Raw genomic sequence first — 18,698 nt, 5'->3', positions numbered from 1 at the left:
TGCCATGAACGTTACCCTGCGTTGCATAGGTTTGGCATCGATGCTGATGGCCACGGCAGCACTCGCTCACCACGGCTGGAGCGAATACGACGCCAGCAACCCCTTGGAACTCGACGGCACCATCAAGGAAGCCGGTTACTCCCATCCCCACGGCTACGTGCGCCTGCAAACCACCGACAAAACCTGGACCGTCGTGCTGGCCCCGCCGTCACGCATGGAGAATCGGGGCCTGACCAAAGACATGCTCAAAGCAGGTAACCGGGCCACCGTAGTCGGCTATGCAAACCGCAACAAACCCGATGAATTGCGCGCCGAACGCATCACCATCGGCGACAAGACCACCGAGTTGCGCTGATGCAGGCCTCCCAGGCTGGCGCGCCCCAAGGCTGGATGGACCAACTGGGGGATTCATCCCTGGCGCTGGCCATGCGCAGCGAGCTGTGGCTCTACCCGCTGGTGGAAGTCGTGCATATCATTGGCTTTTCGGTGCTGGTGGGCGCGGTGGTGATGTTCGACCTGCGCATCCTGGGGCTGTCCAAGGGCATCGCCGTGACCGCCCTGGCCCGTCATCTGCTGACCTGGGCCCTTGCGGCCCTGCTGCTGATCGTGCCTGCCGGGCTGATGATGTTCAGCGCGCACCCCCATGACTTTGCCGGCAACGACGTTTTCGTCCTCAAGCTCTGTCTGATCGCGACGGCGGGCCTCAACGCCCTGGTGTTCCACGTTGGAATCTACCGCGGCGTCCAGCAATGGAATGTCGGCCACAAGGCGCCCGGCCTGGCCAGAATCCAGGCGCTGGTGTCCATGGCGCTTTGGATCGCGGTGATCTGCTGTGGCCGGCTTCTGGCCTATACCTGAAAAAAGGCGATGGCCGCTTCGACCATCGCCAAATCGCCCACCTCAGGCGCGCTCAGATCCGTGCGGGCGACACAATGATCTTCACGTTGTGTTCCTTGTTGTTGACCAGTTCCTCGAAGCCCTGTCCGACGATCTGCTCCAACTGAATCCGCCCGGTCACCAGCGGCGAGATGTCCAGGCGTCCGTCAGCGATAAAGGCGATCACGTCGGCGAACTCGCCGTTGTAGGCCAGCGCCCCGAGCACCTGTTTCTCGGTGGAGACCAGTTCAAAGAAGTTGAATGAACTCGGCTCTTCGAAAATGCCCACCAGCACGCATTTACCGGCCTTGCGGATCAGGTCGATGGCCACTTTGGCGGTGTGTTTGTTGCCGATGCATTCGAAGCTGACATCGGCACCCAGGCCGCCGGTCAGGCGCCGGACTTCGGCCAGGGCGTCGCACTCGTTCGGATCGATCACATGGCTGGCGCCGACTTCCAAGGCCTTGGCCTTGCGTGCGCTGGACATTTCCAGGGCAATCACCTGGGCCGCGCCGGCGGCCTTGGCGCACATGATGGTGCACAACCCGATAGTGCCGGCGCCCACCACCACAACGTTCTGGCCCAGCAGGCTGCCGGCCTTTTTTACCGCGTGCATGCCCACCGCCAACGGCTCGATCAACGCACCGGCCTCGGTCGGGAAACCGGCTGGCAACTTGTAGAGCAAATTGGCCGGGACATTGACCAGCTCGGCGAACGCACCGTTATTCATCAATCCGGTAAATGCCAGGTTTTCGCAAATGTTGTACAGCCCGTGGGTGCAGTAATAGCAGGTGCCACAATGCTGGCAGGCGTCGGCCGCCACCGGCTCGCCGACACTGAAGCCCTCGACACCGGCACCCAGCTCGACGATTTCACCGCAAAATTCATGACCGAGGATGCACTGGCCCTTGATACCGGTCAGCGGGTGCGGCGCGTCTACCGGAATGAATACCGGTCCGGCCACGTACTCGTGCAGATCGGAACCGCAGATGCCGCACCATTGCACGCGGATCTGCACCCAGCCGGCGGGCGGCGATACAGGCAATGGCACATCCTCGACGCGGATGTCGTTGCGACCGTGCCAGACAGCGGCGCGCATGCTGCGGGTAGGTATGGTTGAAACGTTCATGACGTTGCCTCCAGAAAGCTTGGGGCGACGACCCGGTCGTCGCCCGATCGATCAGTTCTCTTGAATGAACTCGAGAATCAGCCGGTTGACCTGCTCGGCCGCTTCCATTTGCACCATGTGGCCCTGGCCCGGTAGCACCTCGACCCGTGCCGCCAGCCCTTGACTGTGAGTCGCCGGGATGATGGCGTCGTCACTGCCCCAGATCACCAGCGTCGGCACGTGGCCGGCCTGGACCACTTCGCGCAAGTCCATCTGCTGGCGCCCCTCGGCAAACAGCGTCGCCGACAGCTGGCGCAGCGCGGCGTCCACGCCCTCCAGGCGCTTGTACTTGAGCATGTCGTCGAGCATCTGGCGGTTGACCAGCTCGGCATTGGAGAACAACTGCACCAGTTGCGGCTTGAGGGCGTTGCGATTGGCGGCGTCGACAAAACCTTGCAGATAACTGCCGTTGATCTCCTGGCCCAGGCCAGCACTGCCGATCAGCGTCAAAGAACGCACCCGCTGGGGCATCAGGTGCGCGGTGTTCAAGGAAACGGCGCCCCCCATGGAATGCCCCACCAGGTGTGCGACGTTGATGTCCAGATAATCGAGCAGGCTCAGCACCACCGAGCTCAGTTCATCCAGGTCCCCGCGCTGCAAGGCTTTGCCAGACTCGCCGTGCCCCGGCAGGTCCAGGGCGATGACCCGCCGTCCAGCCGCCAGCGCTTCGTGGTTGAACAGCCAGTTGTTCAGATCACCACCGAAGCCGTGCACCAGCACCAGCGGCGTGCCGCCTTCGCCGCGCTCGAAATAGCGGATCACCCGGCCGTCCAGTTCGATTTTTTGTGGCTTCGGTCCGCTGTCTTCATCGGCGGCATCGCCCGGCACGAAGTTGGACTGGAACTGCTCGATGACCGCATCGATCTCGGCGTCGCTGACCTCGCCTTCCACGACGATGCCGAGCAAGGCGCCGACCGCCAGGGTTTCGTCCTGACGAGCGACCTGCCGGCGCAATACGCCGGAAAATGGCGCTTCGACGCTGCTGGAAATCTTGTCGGTTTCCACGTCCATCACTTCATCGCCCTTGGCAATGGCCTGGCCCTCTTCCTTGAGCCAGGCATCGACCCGGCCTTCGGTCATCGACAGGCCCCACTTGGGCATCGTCAGGGTATGAATCCGGCTCATCAGCGCTTGCTCCATTCGATCAGTTTGAGCACGGCGCTTTCGATCTTCGCCGCGTCGGGGATGTACAGGTCCTCCAGGGAGTCGGAGAACGGCACCGGCGTATGGGGTGCGGTGACCATTTCAATCGGCGCCTTGAGCGCGCCGAAGGCTTTTTGCGCCACCAGCGCCGAGACATCGGTGGCCATGGAACAACGCGGGTTGGCTTCGTCGATCACCACCAGGCGCCCGGTTTTCTCCACGCTCTCAAGGATGCTGTCCTCGTCCATGGGGCTGGTGGTGCGCAGGTCGATGACTTCGCAATCGATGCCCCGCCCGGCCAGGTTGCGGGCCGCGTCCAGGGCGATATTGACCGTACGGCCATAGGACACGAGGGTCACATCCTTGCCATCGCGCAGGAAATTCGCTTCGCCAAAGGGGATGGTGTACAGCTCTTCGGGCACCTCGCCCTGCATGCCGTACAGCAACTTGTGCTCGCAGAAGATCACCGGGTCGTTGTCGCGAATCGCCTGGATCAACAGGCCCTTGGCATCGTAGGGCGATGACGGGCACACCACTTTCAACCCCGGAATGTGCGTCCACAGCGACGTCAGCATCTGTGAATGCTGGGCCGCTGCGCGCAGACCGGCGCCGACCATGGTGCGAATCACCAGCGGCGTGACGGCCTTGCCGCCGAACATGTAGCGAAACTTCGCCGCCTGGTTGAGGATCTGGTCCAGGCAGCAGCCGGCAAAGTCGACGAACATCAGTTCGCACACCGGACGCACGCCGCACGCCGCGGCACCGACCGCGGCACCGACGTAGCCGATCTCCGACAACGGCGTGTCCAGCACACGACCGGGAAACTGATCGTAAAGGCCCTTGGTGACACCGAGCACACCGCCCCAGGCATCGTTTTCACCGGGCGCGCCGGCGCCACCGGCCACATCTTCGCCCATGATGAACACGCTGGCGTCGCGGCGCATTTCCTGGGCCAGGGCCTCGTTGATTGCCTGCTGATAGCTGATTTTTCTCGCCATGATGGGATTCTCTGTTCTTGTTTTAAGGGAGGCGTTCAGGGATAGGAGACGTAGACGTCGGTGAGCAGGTCCGCCGCCGCGGGCTTGGGATCGGACTTGGCCTTGTACACTGCGTTTTCGATCAGCAGCTCCACTTCCTTGTCGATCTGGTCCAACTGCTCGGCCGCCAGCAGTCCGGCCCGGGTGGTGCGCTCGCGGAACTGCATCAAGCAGTCCTGATGCTCGCGAAAGTGCTTGACCTCGTCGGGTGCCCGATAAGTCTGGGCATCGCCCTCGAAGTGGCCGTAGTAACGAGTCAGCTTGACCTCGATCAGCGACGGCCCTTCCCCGGCCCGGGCACGCTCGATGGCGGCCCCGGCGGCTTCGTGCACGGCGAAGAAGTCAAAGCCATCCACCGTCACCCCCGGCATGCCGAACCCGGCGGCCCGGTCGGCGATGTGATCGCAGGCCACCGACCAGTTGGAGGCAGTGGCTTCGGCGTAGCCGTTGTTTTCAGCGACGAACAGGCACGGCAGGTTCCACACCGAGGCCATGTTCATGGCTTCGAACACAGCCCCCTCGTTGGAACCGCCGTCACCGAAAAACACCACGGCGACGCTGTCGGTGCCCTTGAGCCGTGCCGCCAGCGCGGCGCCTACCACCAACGGCGCACCGGCTCCGACAATGCCGTTGGCGCCGAGCATGCCTTTTTCGAAATCGGCGATGTGCATCGAGCCGCCCTTGCCCTGGCAGACCCCGGTCTTTTTGCCGTAGATCTCGGCCATCATCCCGTAGACATCCACGCCCTTGGCAATGCAATGACCATGACCACGGTGGTTGGAGGCAATGCAATCGTCATCGCCCAAGTGGGCCATGACTCCGGCGGCGGACGCTTCTTCGCCAGCGTACAAGTGGACGAAGCCGGGGATCTCGCCCGTGGCGAATTCCACGTGCAGGCGTTCTTCGAAGGCACGGATGGTGCGCATCACCTGGTAGGCGTGCAGCAATTGATCGTGGGTAAGCGATGTCGACATTTTTATTCTCCGAGGGTGTCTTGAAGGCTGTATTGAAGGTTCAGGGGGTGTTGCGGATGTTCGCGGCCGATGGCCAGCAGCCGGTGTTGCGCGGCGTAGGCCAGCACCGCGTTGACATCGATGCTCAGCGGACCGCCGGCATCGAGGGTGATCGTGGGTCGGTCGTTGGCGTTGAATTCGATTTCCCGCTCGCCATCCAGCGCCAGGGTGCCACTGGACAACGCCAGACCATGGGCGACACCCGGCTCCAGTGGACCGGCAGCAAGCACGCCGCAGCCTTGCAGCAGACCGGGGGCCAGGGGCACCAACAGTGCTTCGGTTGACTGCGGGTCCAGGCGCATCCAGGCGCCGCCCGGAGCCTGGCGGGAAACCGGGAACCACAAACCACATAGCGCCGACAGGCCAATGGCTTGCGGTTCGGCAAACGTCACGAAGACTTCCGCCAGGTCCTGTGCCCGGCTGATGGCCCGGGCGCCGACAAAACGCAGCGGCGACACGGCCACATCCACCAGGGCGATTTCCCGCAGGCCGCGACCGGCTTCGCACACCAGCAAGCGCTTGTTGCGCCGCAGGGCAATCTGCGACGGCACCCGGCCGCTGGCGTACAAGCCACCGGCCAGTGCGGCACTGGTGGCTTCGCGCAGTTCGGGAAAGGCATTGTTGGTGCCAGTGGAAAGGGTCAGCAGCGGGGTGTCCCCCACTTCGGCGGCCACGGCCTTGTGGGTACCGTCGCCGCCGAGCACGGCGATCAACGAAACCTCGCGCTCAGCCATCAGGCGTGCGGCTCGGCGGGTGTCGTCCACCGTCTGGCGCAGGGTAAGGTCAAGGAACTCCAGGGCCGGCCAGTGGCTGCCGCGGGCTTGTCGGCTGTGGCTGTTCTTCAGGACGGCGGCGGCGATGCCGGTCATGTCGGTGGGCATCAGCACCTGCTCGATGCCGGTGGCCCCGAAGGCTGCCAGCAAGCGCTGGATGACCGAAACCTTGTCGGTGCTGGAAAACAGCCCGGCGTTCGCCGTCAGGCGGCGCACGTCGCGACCCGATGCGGGATTGGCGATGATGCCGACGGTCAGTGGCGGCCGGTTCATGGCGCCACCCTGGATTGGGCCGCAGAATGGCCTGGGCAGAAAGTCATGGACACCTCATTGTTATTATTGGAACCCCGTCCAGCGGGTCGAGGGGGATAGAGCAAGGGGGGTGCCAGATGCAGCGACTATCGCTGAAATCCGCATGCCAGAGCGGTTTCTACGCTCTTTAAGCAACAACGAAACCCGTCCTCGTGAGACGCGACATGTCAGCCTGCACAGACTCGCGATGAGACGGTGAGACGTAGCGTCTCAGCGGGGTTCCACCTCCCGCCGTGCTTGTCTACGCTTGGCTAACGGCGCTTAATGCGCCTACAACGACAAGAAGCTGAACCGGAGGCCCCTATGCTTTCCGCTCACTCCCGGGCGCATGTGGATTGCGTCAGCCGCGTGGTGAAGAACGCGGAGCGCTTGCCGCAAAGGCCCGTGCCGGACCTGATCCTCGACTCCTGGCGCCGCTCCATGGAGCAGCACCACCTCGACCCCGGATCCCTACAAGGACCGCGCATCCTGTCCGAGGCCGTGCTCAGGCAATGCCGCGAGCGTTCCGAGCTGTTTCTCAACATCGCCAGCGAGGAAGTCGCCCGTCTCCACGGTCGGGTGCGCGACGCCGACTACTGTGTGCTGTTGACCGATGCCCAAGGCCGGACCATCGACTACCGGGTGGAAACCACGATCCGCAATGACTGCCGCAAGGCGGGCCTGTACCTGGGTACCTGCTGGTCGGAGGGCGAAGAAGGCACCTGTGGCGTCGCCGCCGTGCTCACGGCCAAGGCCCCGGTGACGGTGCATAAGCGCGACCATTTTCGCGCGGCCTTCATTGGCCTGACGTGTTCTGCCGCGCCGGTCTTCGATCCGCACGGGGATCTGCTCGGCGTGTTGGACGTGTCGGCGGTGCGCTCTCCAGACGATCGGCGCTCGCAGCATCTGATCCGGCAGATGGTGGTGCAGAGCGCCCGGGAAATCGAACAGGCGTTTTTCATGAGCAGCGCCCAGGGTTATTGGGTGCTGCGAGCCCATCGCAACGCCGGCTACGTCGACAGCCAGCCCGATTTTCTGTTCGCCTGGGACGACGATGGCTGCCTGCAGGCCCTCAACCCGGCGGCCCGCCAGTACCTGTTGCAGCACTATGGCCAGTTACCGCGACACATCGGTCAGGTCTTCGATCAGGAGCAATTGCACCGTGCTCGCGACGAAAGTCTTTACCCGCTCGCCCATGGCCTGCATGGCCGCTTGAGCGCGCCCCGCCACCGGGCCGGCCCGCGACCACGGGTGGCAGTGGCCGCCATCGAGCTGGACTCACGACTGGCCGATAGCCTGCGCCTGGCCGTGCGAGTCAAGGACCGCAACCTGCCGGTGTTGATCCAGGGCGAGACCGGCTCCGGCAAAGAGGTGTTCGCCCGCCAATTGCACCAGACCAGCCAGCGGCGCGACCGGCCCTTCGTGGCGCTGAATTGCGCGGCGATACCCGAAAGCCTGATCGAAAGCGAGCTGTTCGGCTACGTTGCCGGAGCCTTCACCGGGGCTTCGGCCAAAGGGATGCAGGGCCTGTTGCAACAGGCTGACGGTGGCACGCTGTTCCTCGACGAGATCGGTGATATGCCGCTGACGTTGCAGACCCGCCTGTTGCGGGTCCTGGCCGAAGGCGAAGTGGCGCCCCTGGGGGCCTCACGCCGCAAGGCCGTGGACATCCAGGTGATCTGTGCCACCCACCGCGACCTGGAAACCCTGGTAGCCGCCGGCGAGTTTCGCGAAGACCTGTATTTCCGCCTGGGAGGCGCCCGCTTCCAGTTGCCGCCGTTACGCGAACGCACGGACCGGCTGGCGCTGATCAACCGCATTCTCGAAGAGGAATCGACGCCGTGCGGCGACTCGGTGCAATTGAGTGGCGCGGCGTTGGAATGCCTGCTCGGTTATCACTGGCCGGGCAATATTCGCCAGTTGCGCCACGTACTGCGCTATGCCTGCGCGGTGTGCGAGACGGGCGTGATCCAGGTCGGCCACCTGCCCGAATCGCTGCGCAACGCAGATACCACGACCGGCACGCCGGAGCCGGTCGCCTGCCCGGAACGTCAGGCGCTGCTCGATGCACTGGTGCGTCACCGCTGGAAACCTGCCGCTGCCGCCCAGGCCCTGGGCATCTCCCGGGCGACGCTGTATCGACGGGTGCGCCAGCATGGTATCCAGATGCCCGGCAGGCGCCCGGTATGAAACCCATCCTTAGCGTTGCGCCAGCTCGTGGCGCACGCATTGCTCATAGTAGGTTTGCTTGATTGCCGCCGGTTTGAGACGTGAGGCGCTGTTGTAGGTTTGTTCGGTAATGCCCAAGGCCGTCATGCGCATCCAGGGTCTGGGGAACTTGCGTACCTGCAGTTTCTTCCGGGCGCCGTAGAGACTCACCCCGGCCAACTTCGAGGCCTGGGCACCCGCGGCGATATCCGAACCCCAGCGGCAGACCGATTGCTGGTTCTGCGTCAGCGCCCTGGCCTGGGCCTCGCACGTAACGGCCACCACCAGGAATGTCGTCACGACCCACATAGAAATACGCATAGGTTTGTCGTCCAACTTCATGAAATGAAAGAAGTTTGACGACGTTTAAAGGAGCAAGGGGCCAGCACTGACGCTCGGTCCCCTCGCCACAAATCTGTGCATTATTGCCCCTTGGGTTGATGGGGGCCGGCGGAATCCGTCTTCGCCTCCTGCAACAACTGCTGGATCACCTGTTCCTGTTCGCCATACCGCCCCTCGCCAAAATGGCTGTAACGCACCTGCCCCTTGGCATCGATGAAGTAATGGGCTGGCCAGTACTGGTTGTCGAAGGCGCGCCAGATCGCATACTGATTGTCGATGGCCACCGGATAATGGATGTTCAGCTTGCGAACTTGCTCGCGCACGTTGTCGATGATTTTCTCGTAGCCGTATTCCGGCGTATGTACACCAATGACCACCAACCCATCCTTCTCATATTTCCTGGCCCAATCGTTCACGTAGGGCAGCGTGTGCTGGCAATTGATGCAGTCATAGGTCCAGAAATCCACCAGTACCACCTTGCCCCGCAAGGACTCGCTGTTCAGCGGTGGCGAATTCAGCCATTGCACCGCCCCCTCCAGCGAAGGCATGGCGCCTTGAGAGGCCAGGGTTGGCATCGATGCGGCGCCGGCTTTGCTGACGACGTAATCGATGGCCTTGGGGACATTTTCCAGCAAGCCTTGCTCCAGTGTTGCCGCCCCTTGGGACGAGGTACTTGCCAGCAAGCGATCATCGGCCCCCGTGCCGATCGCCACGGCGGCCAGCAGCACAACGGCACCAGTGCCGCGGCGCAACCAGGTCGTGATCGGCAACGAAAGCTTGAGCCGGCCCATCAACCCGCGCCCGGCCAGGATCAACGTCCCCAGCGACAAGGCGCTGCCCAGGCCATAGGCAAGCAACAGCAGGCTCGTTTCGGCGCTCGCGCCTTGCAACATGGCGCCGGTCAGGATCACCCCGAGTATCGGACCGGCGCAGGGTGCCCAGAGCAACCCGGTCGCGACGCCGATCAACACCGACGCCAGCGGCCCGGCCATCCGCCCTGCTCCCGCATCGATACGGTTGCCCAGGCTCACCAGTGGTCGTGCCAGCCAGGTGCCGACCCGACTGAACATCAACGACAGGGCAAACAGCACCATCACGCCCAGCGCGACCTGCCGGCCGATACTGCTGGCACGCAGAACCCATTCGCTGCTGGCCACCGCCAGGCTGGACACCAGGGCAAATGTCAGCACCATGCCGGCAAGCGTCAGCAGCACCGAACGAGGGGAACGATCGGCCCGGGCGAACAGAAACGGCACCACGGGGAGAATGCAGGGGCTGAGGATCGTCAGGATCCCGCCCAGGAAAGCGATCAGTAGCATGGCACACCTCAAAGGGAGACTGGCAGACTCGTAAAGCCAGGGAACGGTCTATCTCAACAACGATAACTATTTAAATACAATGAGTTATCCGATATTTATGAGATTCTGGATTCAATTGTCTTCATGGCAGTTATCTGAAAACTTGCGGTAATCCAGTGCCTGCTCGTGTCCTGCCGAGTCCAGATAGGTCATGCGCGCATTCACCACTCCGCAAGCCGGATTGGCGTCTTCGCTGATGGATAGCACCTTCTGAATATCCAGGTGGGTGCCGTAGCTATAGGTTTGCGCCTGGACATTACTTTCGGCCCGGGCCGACAGGGTGCAGATGTTCAGCGCGGCGAAAAGGCAAGTGGCGTAGATGGCTTTGGTGTTCATGGCGCGGTCCTCGATTCATTCAATGGTCTGGTTTTCTGTCGAGGCCCCAGGCTCTGTCTGAAAAGCCTAGGGTTGCCTCGTTGGAAGCCATTGAATGCCCTTGAGGTATCGCGGCTGTATCGAACCCGCCGGCTTTTTGCATCGCTGTGTATCCGTCGTGCGCCAGATACACTGCAATACAATCCGTCTCGGGCCAGGCCGGCCGGCGTCTGTAGACTGACCACCAACGAACCGCCATAAGGGGCTGAACATCATGGATCATGTCGATCATGTGCTGATAGTGGATGACGATCGCGAGATCAGAGAGCTGGTTGGCAATTACTTGAAGAAAAACGGCCTGCGCACCACCGTCGTCGCCGATGGCCGGCAGATGCGCGCCTTCCTGGAAACCACCCCGGTGGACCTGATCGTGCTGGATATCATGATGCCCGGCGATGACGGCCTGGTACTGTGCCGGGAACTGCGCGCCGGCAAGCACAAAGCCACGCCGGTACTGATGCTCACCGCCCGCAACGACGAAACCGACCGGATCATCGGCCTGGAAATGGGCGCCGACGATTACCTGGTCAAACCCTTCGCCGCCCGTGAACTGCTGGCCCGCATCAATGCCGTGCTGCGTCGTACCCGCATGCTGCCGCCCAACCTGGTGGTCACCGAAAGCGGTCGCCTGCTGGCATTCGGCCGCTGGCGCCTGGACACCACGGCCCGGCATCTGCTCGATACCGACGGCACCATGGTCGCCCTCAGCGGTGCGGAATACCGACTGTTGCGGGTGTTCCTCGATCATCCGCAGCGGGTGCTCAACCGCGACCAACTGCTGAACCTGACCCAGGGCCGGGACGCCGACCTGTTCGATCGCTCCATCGACCTGCTGGTCAGCCGGCTGCGCCAGCGCCTGCTGGATGACGCCCGCGAGCCGGCCTATATCAAGACCGTGCGCAGCGAAGGCTATGTGTTCTCGCTGCCGGTTGAGATTCTCGAGGCTTCGGTATGAACCTGCCACTGCGTTGGCCGCGGACCCTCGCGTCGAGGCTGTCGCTGATCTTCCTGATCGGCCTGATCCTGGCCCAGGGCCTGTCTTTCGGCGTCCAGTATTACGAGCGCTACCAGACGGCAAAGACCACCATGCTTGGCAATCTGGAAACCGATGTCTCGACTTCCGTCGCCATTCTCGACCGCCTGCCCGCTGCCGAGCGCCCCGCGTGGCTGCCTCAACTCACACGGCGCAACTACGGGTATCTGCTCGACGAAGGCCTGCCGGGCCAGCCCATGGTGCCCGACGACGCGCCCGTGTCGGTCAGCTCGATCCAAGAGGCCGTCGGCCAGGCCTATGCACTGACCTTCACCGACATCCCCGGACCGCAAAAACACTACCAGGCTCATTTGCGCCTGAAGGACGGCAGTCCGCTGACCATCGATGTCCGCCCGGCCATGATGCCCCTTTCCCCTTGGTTGCCGGTGGTACTGCTGGGGCAGTTGGCGCTGTTGATCGGCTGCACCTGGCTGGCGGTACGCATCGCTGTCCGCCCGTTGACCCGGTTGGCCCAGGCGGTAGAAACCCTCGATCCGAACGCCCACGGCATGCGTCTCGACGAAAAGGGACCGACCGAAGTGGTCCACGCCGCCAAGGCCTTCAATGCCATGCAGGACCGCATCGCTGCCTATCTCAAGGAGCGCATGCAACTGCTGGCGGCCATTTCCCATGATTTGCAGACGCCCATCACCCGCATGAAGCTGCGCGCGGAGTTCATGGACGACGGCCTCGAAAAGGACAAGCTGTGCAGCGATTTGACTGAAATGGAGCATCTGGTGCGCGAAGGCGTGGCCTACGCCCGCAGCATCCATGGCGCAACCGAGGCCAGTTGTCGCATCAACCTGGACGCGTTTCTCGACAGTCTGGTCTTCGACTACCAGGACACCGGCCAGGATGTGCAGCTTTGCACAAAGTACACTGCCGTCATCGACACCCGCCCCCATGCCTTGCGCCGGGTGCTGGTCAATCTGGTGGACAACGCGCTCAAGTTCGGCGGCGCGGCCCGGATCGAGGTGCAGGAAGACCGCAGTGGCCAACTGGCGATCCGGGTACTGGACCGCGGTCCCGGCATCAGCGAACAGGAACTGGCTGAAGTCCTCAAGCCGTTCTACCGGGTGGAAAGCTCGCGCAACCGCGAAACCGGCGGTACCGGGTTGGGCCTGGCTATCGCCCAGCAACTGGCGATCGCCATGGGCGGCTCGCTGACCCTGAGCAATCGGGAGGGCGGCGGATTGTGCGCCGAGTTGCGGCTGAGTCGCCAAGTCGCTCATGCAAGCTGAGATGCACCGCTCCCGAAAGGGTTTGCGGTGCAACGGATTTGTATGACTGTGTGTCTGCTAGTGTCCGGCTTACACAACGTTGCAAGGCGCCTCTCTGGCGACACACGCTGCTTACACCCGTTTGAAAGACTCCCTGGTGTTCCCGGCGCGTACCGCCGGTCCCAAGGAGATCCGCCATGTACCCCACCGTTTCAAACACCCTGAAAACATTGCACACCCCTCTTGATCAGGCCGGCCCATGGCTCGCGCCCCTGGGCTTGCGGTTGTTCCTGGCCTGGGAGTTCTTCGAATCCGGTCTGGAAAAATGGAACGGCCAGAACTGGTTCGCCGACATCCAGTCCGCGTTTCCGTTTCCCTTCGATCAACTGCCGGCGAGCTGGAACTGGGAACTGTCGATGTGGGCCGAACTGATCTGTGCCCTCGCCCTGCTGATCGGCCTGGGCACCCGCTTCTCGGCGCTGGTGCTGATCATCGTCACGGTGGTGGCCACTGCGGCCGTGCACTGGCCGGCGGACTGGTCGACCCTGAGCGAACTGGCCCAGGGCTATGCGATAACCAACAAAGGTCATGGCAACTTCAAGCTGCCGTTGATCTATCTGGTGGCATTGCTGCCGCTGGTGTTGCAGGGGGCGGGAAAGTTGAGTGTGGATGCGCTGCTTAAAACCGTGTTGCACCGCCACAACAAAGCCTGACACGGGTCCCTGTGAGAGCGGGCTTGCTCGCGAAAGCGGTCTATCTGGCACTTGGATACTGAATGTGCCGACGTCTTCGCGAGCAAGCCCGCTCCCACAGGTTTTCACCGAACGCCGACTACCCCTTCAGCCAGCATCCGCCGCAGCAACGCCACCGCACTGTCCATGAACTCGAACGAATTCACCCCCGCCTCCCGCGCCAGCCCCAGTAGCTGCCCTCGCCCGTCCAATCCCGCAAATGCCTCGATGCGCTCCAATAGCCGCCAGGCCAACGGGCTGAGCTCGGAAAAGCGCACCTCGAACCCAGGCGTGCGCCGGATCAGCAACAGCGTCGGCTGAGGCGGCGGTGTCGAAGGCTGATAGTCGGTTGCCAGGCGATGCACCGGCCATTGATAGGCCAACGGCCAGGCCAGGGGCGAGATACACAGGGGTCGGTCGAGCAACAGTGCTTCATCACTGGGCGGCAGCGATTGGGCTTGCGATTGCAGCAGCGCCATTTCGACCCACTCGTAATGCGCCAGCTCAGCCATGAACGGCGGCGAGTCCGGCGATTGCCGGGTCGTCAGATAGCCCACGAACTCCTCCGCGACTTCCCCGAACCGGGGCGTGACGCAACGATGCTCGCGCAGGAAGCCGCGCACCGTGGCGCGCCAGGCCTCCTGCCCCAACAGGCTCACCAGCACCGGAAAGGTCCCGCTGAGCAACGAGCGCATGTTCTCGAAGATCAGGTCGCGATACACCTGCGCCCGCGCGCCGTCCATGCCCTCCGGAACCGGGCAGTGCTCAGGGTCGCGCAGGTAGCGTGTCAGGGCCTGTTGCTGCTGATGCAACGTTTGCCGGGCGTCAGTCATGGGGCACCGCCTGCCGGACGCCGGTCTGTCGCTGCAACTGACGAATCGTCTGCAATTCGGCCACCAGTGCCGCGTACGGCGGGAAATTGAAGTCCCGTTCGAGCAAGGTCGGCTGGACACCGAAACGCTCGTAGGCCTGGGCCAGGAGGGACCAGACCACCGGTTTGACCGGGGCGCCATGGCTGTCGATGATCAAGCTGTCGGATTGGTCATAGTGCCCGGCCACGTGCATGGCGACCACGCATCCAGGCTCGAGTCCGGCCAGGAAGGCCTGGGGATCGAAGCCGTGGTTGACCGAGTTGACGTACACATTGTTGACGTCCAGCAACAGGTCACAGTCCGCCTCGCGCAAAACCGCGTTGGTGAATTCCAGCTCGGTCATGTCCTGTTGAGGTGCTGCGTAATAAGAGACGTTTTCCACCGCCAAGCGCCGGCCCAGTACATCCTGGGCCTGGCGGATCCGGGCGGCCACGTGCCGCACCGCTTCTTCGGTGAAAGGCAGCGGCAGCAGATCGTACAAATGGCCCTCATCGCCACAGTAGCTCAGGTGTTCGCTGTAGATTGGCACATTGAAGCGGTCCAGAAAGTCGCGTACCTGGCCGAGGAACGCCAGGTCCAGAGGCGCCGGACCGCCCAGGGACAGCGACAGCCCATGACAAGACAGCGGATAGCGCTCGGCCAACCAATGCAAAGCGGCGCCATGGGCGCCGCCTATTGCGATCCAGTTTTCCGGGGCAACTTCGAGAAAGTCGAAGTCCCCCGCCGGCGCCTCGCGCAGTGCGTCGAGTAATCCTCGTCGCAGGCCAAGTCCGGCGGATGGCCTGGGAAGCAAGGGCGCTTCCTGACGACTGGGTTCATACAAAAGAGGGGATAAACGCTGGGACATGGCACGTCTCCTTGGCAGTCAAGAAACCCATGCCCGGGGAGCGAACCTGCTCCCACAGGCATGGCGCTGTTCAAGCCGTGAATCAGGACTCGATAGCCGCTCCGCACTTGCCTTCGCCGCATTTACCTTCGGCGCTTTTCGCCTGGGTCGACAGGTATTGCTTGGCTTCCGGCAAGGAAATGCCGCCATCGTGGTCAGCGTCGATCTTGTCGAACTCGGCTGCGCGTTCCGGTGCGGCGGCAATGAACTCGTCACGCGAAACCTTGCCGTCGTGATTGGTATCGGTTTTTGCGAACTTGTCTTCGCCGCATTTACCTTCGCCGCACTTGCCTTCGACAGGTTTCTTCGCCGTGTCGGCCGCCGCCAGGGTATAGCCCTGGGCCAGGTCATTCATGGTCAGAGCCGATGCCGCGCTGGAAAGGCCAAGGCCGCCGACCAGGGCCAGACCGAGTGCCAGGGATGAATTGCGCGAGAAGTTAAGCATGGGGTATTCCTCGAAAGATCATTGCGCCAGTCTCCGTTACCGAGGCTCGGCAGCGGCTGGCTGGCGTAGTTAATCTGCGGCGTGTATCCGGGCTGTGTCATCGATGAAGGGGAAGGCAAGTAGATGTATCGGCGCAGCCCCGGTACACACTGCGATACAAGCCAGGGCTCATGCTTGCTAATGCCTAAGTAAATCGATCGGTCAGCCGATACCACGGCATGCGGGATATTCTGCGTTTTAGCTGATGGCTTGTTTATGACCGAAGATGCTGGCAACCACTCCACCGACCTGGCCCCGGGATTGCCAACCCGTAGCTTCACTCGACGCACCTTCCCGGCCATCATGCTCCTGCTGTTTGTCATGTCCGCGCTGGCGATCGGTGTGCTGCTCAACATCACCCGTGCCCAGGATCAGCGGGCGCGGGAACAAAGCCTGTTTTTCGCCCAACGGGCCATCGAGGGCATCCGTACCGGCATCGGTCGCGACCTGAGCGACTACTCCAAGTGGAGCGACGCCTACCGGCATCTGCATGTCGAAATGGACAAGGAATGGGCTTATGACCAGGAAAACGTCGGCAGCAGCGTTTATTCGCTCTACGGCTACCAAGCCGTGTTTGTCCTCTCCCCGACCGGCAAGACCGTTTATTCAGTGATCGACGGAAAAGTGAGCCAGGTCGATGCCGATAGTTGGCTGGTGGGAGATCTGCGTGCACTGCGCAAAAAAGCCAGCGCCCCGGAAAATCGCGATGAGGTCGTTGTCGAGATGGCCCATCACGACGGTGCGCCCGCATTCGTCGCCGCTTCAGCCATCACCACTGGTACGGACAACAGCGTGTCCGAAATTCCCGGCCCGCCCAGCCTGCTGCTGTTCGTGAAAGTCCTCGATCCAGCAGCCTTGCAAGACCTTGCATGGGACTTCGCCCTGCCCGACGCCCATATCGCCAGGACGCCTGGACCGAGCGATACCGCTCAGGTATTGCTGGATGACCGGACGCAGGAGGCCCTGGCCTGGCGACCGCAGACCCCTGGCAACGATTTGCGCAAGGTCCTGCTACCACTGTTGGCCGTGGCGCTGTTGATCCTGGTGATCCTTGCCCTCTCCGTCCTGCGCCACGCCCTGATGATGCTGCGTGCCCAGCAACGCCAATACGACAGCCTGCTGGCCCACCGCAAGGCTTTGGAGCGCAGTGAAGAGCGTTTCCGTGACATTGCCGAAGTGTCATCCGATTGGCTGTGGGAAGTCGATTCGACCGGGACGTTGACCTACCTTTCGGAGCGCTTCGAGCAGGTGACCGGCTTCAGCCCCGGCGATTGGCTGGGCAAACCCCTGCACAGGTTGCTGCACCCCCACGGCGGCTCCATTTCCATCGCCCAATGGTTGCTCGGTGGCGCGAACAACACCTCATCCTCTCCGCTGCTGTGCGAATACACCGCACACAACCAGCGCATACGCACCTGTAAGCTTTCGGTACGCGCCATCGAGGCCGGCGCCCTGGGCTTTCGAGGCACGGCCACCGACATTACCGAGGAGTTGCGTGCACTGGCACAGATCAGGCATCTCTCCCTGCACGATCCTCTGACCGGGCTCGCCAACCGCAACCGGTTGTTTGACTGCCTCAGCGAACACATGGATCCGGTCGACGGCAGGTCGCTGGCCGTGCTGAACCTGGACATGGACCGCTTCAAGCCGGTCAACGACTCCCTGGGACATGCCGTGGGGGACAAGGTACTGAAAGAGGTGGCGCATATTCTCCAGCAGAACGTGCGCGAGACCGATCTGGTGGCGCGCCTGGGGGGTGATGAGTTCGTCATCGTCATGCCGGAGCCGGGCAATGCGCAGGACCTCGACCAGTTGTGTAAACGCCTGATCGCCTGCATGCAGCGTCCCATGCATCTGGACGGGAACACGTTGTACCTGGGCGTGAGCATCGGCGTTGCCTGGTCACATCCCGGAGAAAACCGTGCCGACGAACTGCTGCGCCAGGCCGACATCGCCTTGTATGCGGCCAAGGCCGCCGGCCGCAACACCTGGCGTGTATACGTGGAAGCCATGGGCCACGTGGCCCGGGACCGTCGTCGGTACGAACAGCAACTTCGTACAGCAATGCAGCAGGATCAGCTGGAGCTGCGCTACCTGCCCCGCTTCGATGTGAACGCCGAGCAACTGCATGGTTTCGAAGCCCAGATATTCTGGCAACATCCCGAAAAAGGCGAGTTGATCGGTGCCGATTTCATTCCCGTTGCCGAGACTTCAGGCCAGTTGGAAGAGCTGGGCACATGGATATTGACCAATACCTGTGACGAAGCAGCAAGCTGGCCAATGCCGGTCAGCGTTTCGCTCGCGGTTTCACCCAAGTGGTTCAGCAGCGGCTTCCTGCTCAACCAGGTACAAACGACCCTGGAGGCCAGCGGCCTGGCTCCCCATCGATTGATCCTGGAAGTGGCCGAAGGCATTTTGCTGGTAGACCACAAGACCGTCGCCGCGACCCTGCACGCCCTCAAAGACCTGGGCGTGCGGATCAACATCGATAAGTTCGGCACCAACATTGCCTCCCTTCGCGAGGTCTTGAACCAGCCGTTCGATGGCATCCGCTTCGATCGCAACATCCTTTCGCAACTCGGTCTGGAACACGACCGGGAAGGCGTCCTGGCAATGATCCGCCTGAGTCGCAGCGTCGGCCTGATGGTCACCGCCGAAGGCATCGAGAATGCCCGGCAATTCAGCCAACTGCGCAGCGTGGCTTGCGACCATGTCCAGGGCCCCTACTTTGGCTCCGCCCTGGCTCGAAAGGAAATGGCCTCGTTCTTCACCACGCCCCGCTGGCTATAACCTCACCCATGATGGTCCCCCATCCAGACATCTTCTGCACGACGCCGAGCCTCCGTGGGAGCTAGCCTTGCCCGCGATGGCGGCGGCACAGCCAACGC

At 62.6% G+C, this 18,698-nt stretch carries 18 protein-coding genes; 7 read left to right on the top strand and 11 right to left on the bottom strand.

Annotated elements, in window-relative coordinates:
* The first annotated feature begins 4 nt into the window (after positions 1 to 4).
* Positions 5 to 355 (top strand): DUF6152 family protein, encoded by a 351-nt coding sequence (locus tag LCU97_RS04480; RefSeq protein WP_232775676.1) that lies wholly within the window; start codon positions 5 to 7, stop codon positions 353 to 355.
* Entirely contained in the window at positions 355 to 858 is a 504-nt protein-coding gene (locus LCU97_RS04475) for a DUF6644 family protein (protein WP_232775675.1), read from the top strand. The genes LCU97_RS04480 and LCU97_RS04475 overlap by 1 nt, the downstream gene beginning before the upstream one ends.
* Positions 859 to 910: 52 nt before the next feature.
* Here the strand turns inward: LCU97_RS04475 and LCU97_RS04470 are convergent, their stop codons facing one another.
* From LCU97_RS04470 to LCU97_RS04450, 5 genes are all read right to left on the bottom strand, one after another.
* Entirely contained in the window at positions 911 to 1,975 is a 1,065-nt protein-coding gene (locus LCU97_RS04470; RefSeq protein WP_232775920.1) for a 2,3-butanediol dehydrogenase, read from the bottom strand.
* Positions 1,976 to 2,056: 81 nt separating this feature from the next.
* The gene (locus LCU97_RS04465) at positions 2,057 to 3,169 is read right to left on the bottom strand and encodes an acetoin dehydrogenase dihydrolipoyllysine-residue acetyltransferase subunit (protein WP_232775674.1); all 1,113 of its coding nucleotides are present in this window, start codon (positions 3,167 to 3,169) and stop codon (positions 2,057 to 2,059) included.
* On the bottom strand, positions 3,169 to 4,185 hold the full coding sequence (locus LCU97_RS04460; protein WP_053150630.1) for an alpha-ketoacid dehydrogenase subunit beta: 1,017 nt from the start codon (positions 4,183 to 4,185) through the stop codon (positions 3,169 to 3,171). Before LCU97_RS04460 ends, LCU97_RS04465 begins: the two co-directional genes overlap by 1 nt.
* Before the next feature lie 35 nt (positions 4,186 to 4,220).
* Positions 4,221 to 5,198, bottom strand: coding sequence for a thiamine pyrophosphate-dependent dehydrogenase E1 component subunit alpha (locus tag LCU97_RS04455; protein ID WP_232775673.1), 978 nt, complete (start codon positions 5,196 to 5,198; stop codon positions 4,221 to 4,223).
* Positions 5,199 to 5,200: 2 nt separating this feature from the next.
* On the bottom strand, positions 5,201 to 6,283 hold the full coding sequence (locus tag LCU97_RS04450; protein WP_053150625.1) for an ATP-NAD kinase family protein: 1,083 nt from the start codon (positions 6,281 to 6,283) through the stop codon (positions 5,201 to 5,203).
* Between the two features lie 342 nt (positions 6,284 to 6,625).
* Here LCU97_RS04450 and LCU97_RS04445 point away from each other — a divergent pair, with 342 nt between their 5' ends.
* On the top strand, positions 6,626 to 8,491 hold the full coding sequence (locus LCU97_RS04445) for a sigma-54-dependent Fis family transcriptional regulator (protein ID WP_232775672.1): 1,866 nt from the start codon (positions 6,626 to 6,628) through the stop codon (positions 8,489 to 8,491).
* A 9-nt stretch (positions 8,492 to 8,500) separates the two neighbouring features.
* Here LCU97_RS04445 and LCU97_RS04440 read toward each other — a convergent pair whose 3' ends face one another.
* The 3 genes from LCU97_RS04440 to LCU97_RS04430 form a co-directional block, all read right to left on the bottom strand.
* Positions 8,501 to 8,830 (bottom strand): hypothetical protein, encoded by a 330-nt coding sequence (locus LCU97_RS04440; protein ID WP_053150620.1) that lies wholly within the window; start codon positions 8,828 to 8,830, stop codon positions 8,501 to 8,503.
* A 101-nt stretch (positions 8,831 to 8,931) separates the two neighbouring features.
* Entirely contained in the window at positions 8,932 to 10,170 is a 1,239-nt protein-coding gene (locus LCU97_RS04435) for a cytochrome c biogenesis protein DipZ (protein WP_232775671.1), read from the bottom strand.
* Positions 10,171 to 10,281: 111 nt separating this feature from the next.
* Positions 10,282 to 10,545, bottom strand: coding sequence for a DUF2790 domain-containing protein (locus LCU97_RS04430; protein WP_053150614.1), 264 nt, complete (start codon positions 10,543 to 10,545; stop codon positions 10,282 to 10,284).
* Between the two features lie 253 nt (positions 10,546 to 10,798).
* Between LCU97_RS04430 and LCU97_RS04425 the strand changes: the two genes are divergently transcribed.
* From LCU97_RS04425 to LCU97_RS04415, 3 genes are all read left to right on the top strand, one after another.
* Positions 10,799 to 11,539: a response regulator gene (locus LCU97_RS04425; protein ID WP_003202589.1), complete on the top strand. Its 741-nt coding sequence runs from the start codon at positions 10,799 to 10,801 to the stop codon at positions 11,537 to 11,539.
* The gene (locus LCU97_RS04420) at positions 11,536 to 12,858 is read left to right on the top strand and encodes an ATP-binding protein (protein WP_232775670.1); all 1,323 of its coding nucleotides are present in this window, start codon (positions 11,536 to 11,538) and stop codon (positions 12,856 to 12,858) included. The genes LCU97_RS04425 and LCU97_RS04420 overlap by 4 nt, the downstream gene beginning before the upstream one ends.
* Positions 12,859 to 13,034: 176 nt before the next feature.
* Entirely contained in the window at positions 13,035 to 13,550 is a 516-nt protein-coding gene (locus tag LCU97_RS04415; protein WP_053150610.1) for an HvfX family Cu-binding RiPP maturation protein, read from the top strand.
* Between the two features lie 104 nt (positions 13,551 to 13,654).
* Here the strand turns inward: LCU97_RS04415 and LCU97_RS04410 are convergent, their stop codons facing one another.
* The 3 genes from LCU97_RS04410 to LCU97_RS04400 all read right to left on the bottom strand — a co-directional run bounded on the left by LCU97_RS04410 (position 13,655) and on the right by LCU97_RS04400 (position 15,771).
* Positions 13,655 to 14,401, bottom strand: a complete 747-nt coding sequence (locus tag LCU97_RS04410; protein WP_232775669.1) for an HvfC family RiPP maturation protein — start codon at positions 14,399 to 14,401, stop codon at positions 13,655 to 13,657.
* On the bottom strand, positions 14,394 to 15,287 hold the full coding sequence (locus LCU97_RS04405; protein ID WP_232775668.1) for an HvfB family MNIO-type RiPP peptide maturase: 894 nt from the start codon (positions 15,285 to 15,287) through the stop codon (positions 14,394 to 14,396). Before LCU97_RS04405 ends, LCU97_RS04410 begins: the two co-directional genes overlap by 8 nt.
* An 82-nt stretch (positions 15,288 to 15,369) precedes the next feature.
* Positions 15,370 to 15,771 carry an HvfA family oxazolone/thioamide-modified RiPP metallophore gene (locus LCU97_RS04400; RefSeq protein WP_053150604.1) on the bottom strand — a complete coding sequence of 134 codons (402 nt, stop codon included), beginning with the start codon at positions 15,769 to 15,771 and terminating at the stop codon, positions 15,370 to 15,372.
* A gap of 255 nt (positions 15,772 to 16,026) precedes the next feature.
* Between LCU97_RS04400 and LCU97_RS04395 the strand changes: the two genes are divergently transcribed.
* Positions 16,027 to 18,600 (top strand): bifunctional diguanylate cyclase/phosphodiesterase, encoded by a 2,574-nt coding sequence (locus tag LCU97_RS04395; protein WP_232775667.1) that lies wholly within the window; start codon positions 16,027 to 16,029, stop codon positions 18,598 to 18,600.
* The last annotated feature ends 98 nt before the right edge of the window (positions 18,601 to 18,698 follow it).

Source organism: Pseudomonas uvaldensis (assembly GCF_021271205.1).
GTDB lineage: Bacteria > Pseudomonadota > Gammaproteobacteria > Pseudomonadales > Pseudomonadaceae > Aquipseudomonas > Aquipseudomonas uvaldensis.
Note: the sequence above shows the minus strand (reverse complement) of the source record. Positions and strands in the feature narration are given on the sequence as shown.

Excerpts from the sequence above, each read along its gene's own strand:
- LCU97_RS04480 (WP_232775676.1), top strand. The coding sequence starts at position 5 with ATGAACGTTACCCTGCGTTGCATAGGTTTGGCATCGATGCTGATGGCC.
- LCU97_RS04475 (WP_232775675.1), top strand. The coding sequence starts at position 355 with ATGCAGGCCTCCCAGGCTGGCGCGCCCCAAGGCTGGATGGACCAACTG.
- LCU97_RS04470 (WP_232775920.1), bottom strand. The coding sequence starts at position 1,975 with ATGCGCGCCGCTGTCTGGCACGGTCGCAACGACATCCGCGTCGAGGAT.
- LCU97_RS04465 (WP_232775674.1), bottom strand. The coding sequence starts at position 3,169 with ATGAGCCGGATTCATACCCTGACGATGCCCAAGTGGGGCCTGTCGATG.
- LCU97_RS04460 (WP_053150630.1), bottom strand. The coding sequence starts at position 4,185 with ATGGCGAGAAAAATCAGCTATCAGCAGGCAATCAACGAGGCCCTGGCC.
- LCU97_RS04455 (WP_232775673.1), bottom strand. The coding sequence starts at position 5,198 with ATGTCGACATCGCTTACCCACGATCAATTGCTGCACGCCTACCAGGTG.
- LCU97_RS04450 (WP_053150625.1), bottom strand. The coding sequence starts at position 6,283 with ATGAACCGGCCGCCACTGACCGTCGGCATCATCGCCAATCCCGCATCG.
- LCU97_RS04445 (WP_232775672.1), top strand. The coding sequence starts at position 6,626 with ATGCTTTCCGCTCACTCCCGGGCGCATGTGGATTGCGTCAGCCGCGTG.
- LCU97_RS04440 (WP_053150620.1), bottom strand. The coding sequence starts at position 8,830 with ATGCGTATTTCTATGTGGGTCGTGACGACATTCCTGGTGGTGGCCGTT.
- LCU97_RS04435 (WP_232775671.1), bottom strand. The coding sequence starts at position 10,170 with ATGCTACTGATCGCTTTCCTGGGCGGGATCCTGACGATCCTCAGCCCC.
- LCU97_RS04430 (WP_053150614.1), bottom strand. The coding sequence starts at position 10,545 with ATGAACACCAAAGCCATCTACGCCACTTGCCTTTTCGCCGCGCTGAAC.
- LCU97_RS04425 (WP_003202589.1), top strand. The coding sequence starts at position 10,799 with ATGGATCATGTCGATCATGTGCTGATAGTGGATGACGATCGCGAGATC.
- LCU97_RS04420 (WP_232775670.1), top strand. The coding sequence starts at position 11,536 with ATGAACCTGCCACTGCGTTGGCCGCGGACCCTCGCGTCGAGGCTGTCG.
- LCU97_RS04415 (WP_053150610.1), top strand. The coding sequence starts at position 13,035 with ATGTACCCCACCGTTTCAAACACCCTGAAAACATTGCACACCCCTCTT.
- LCU97_RS04410 (WP_232775669.1), bottom strand. The coding sequence starts at position 14,401 with ATGACTGACGCCCGGCAAACGTTGCATCAGCAGCAACAGGCCCTGACA.
- LCU97_RS04405 (WP_232775668.1), bottom strand. The coding sequence starts at position 15,287 with ATGTCCCAGCGTTTATCCCCTCTTTTGTATGAACCCAGTCGTCAGGAA.
- LCU97_RS04400 (WP_053150604.1), bottom strand. The coding sequence starts at position 15,771 with ATGCTTAACTTCTCGCGCAATTCATCCCTGGCACTCGGTCTGGCCCTG.
- LCU97_RS04395 (WP_232775667.1), top strand. The coding sequence starts at position 16,027 with ATGACCGAAGATGCTGGCAACCACTCCACCGACCTGGCCCCGGGATTG.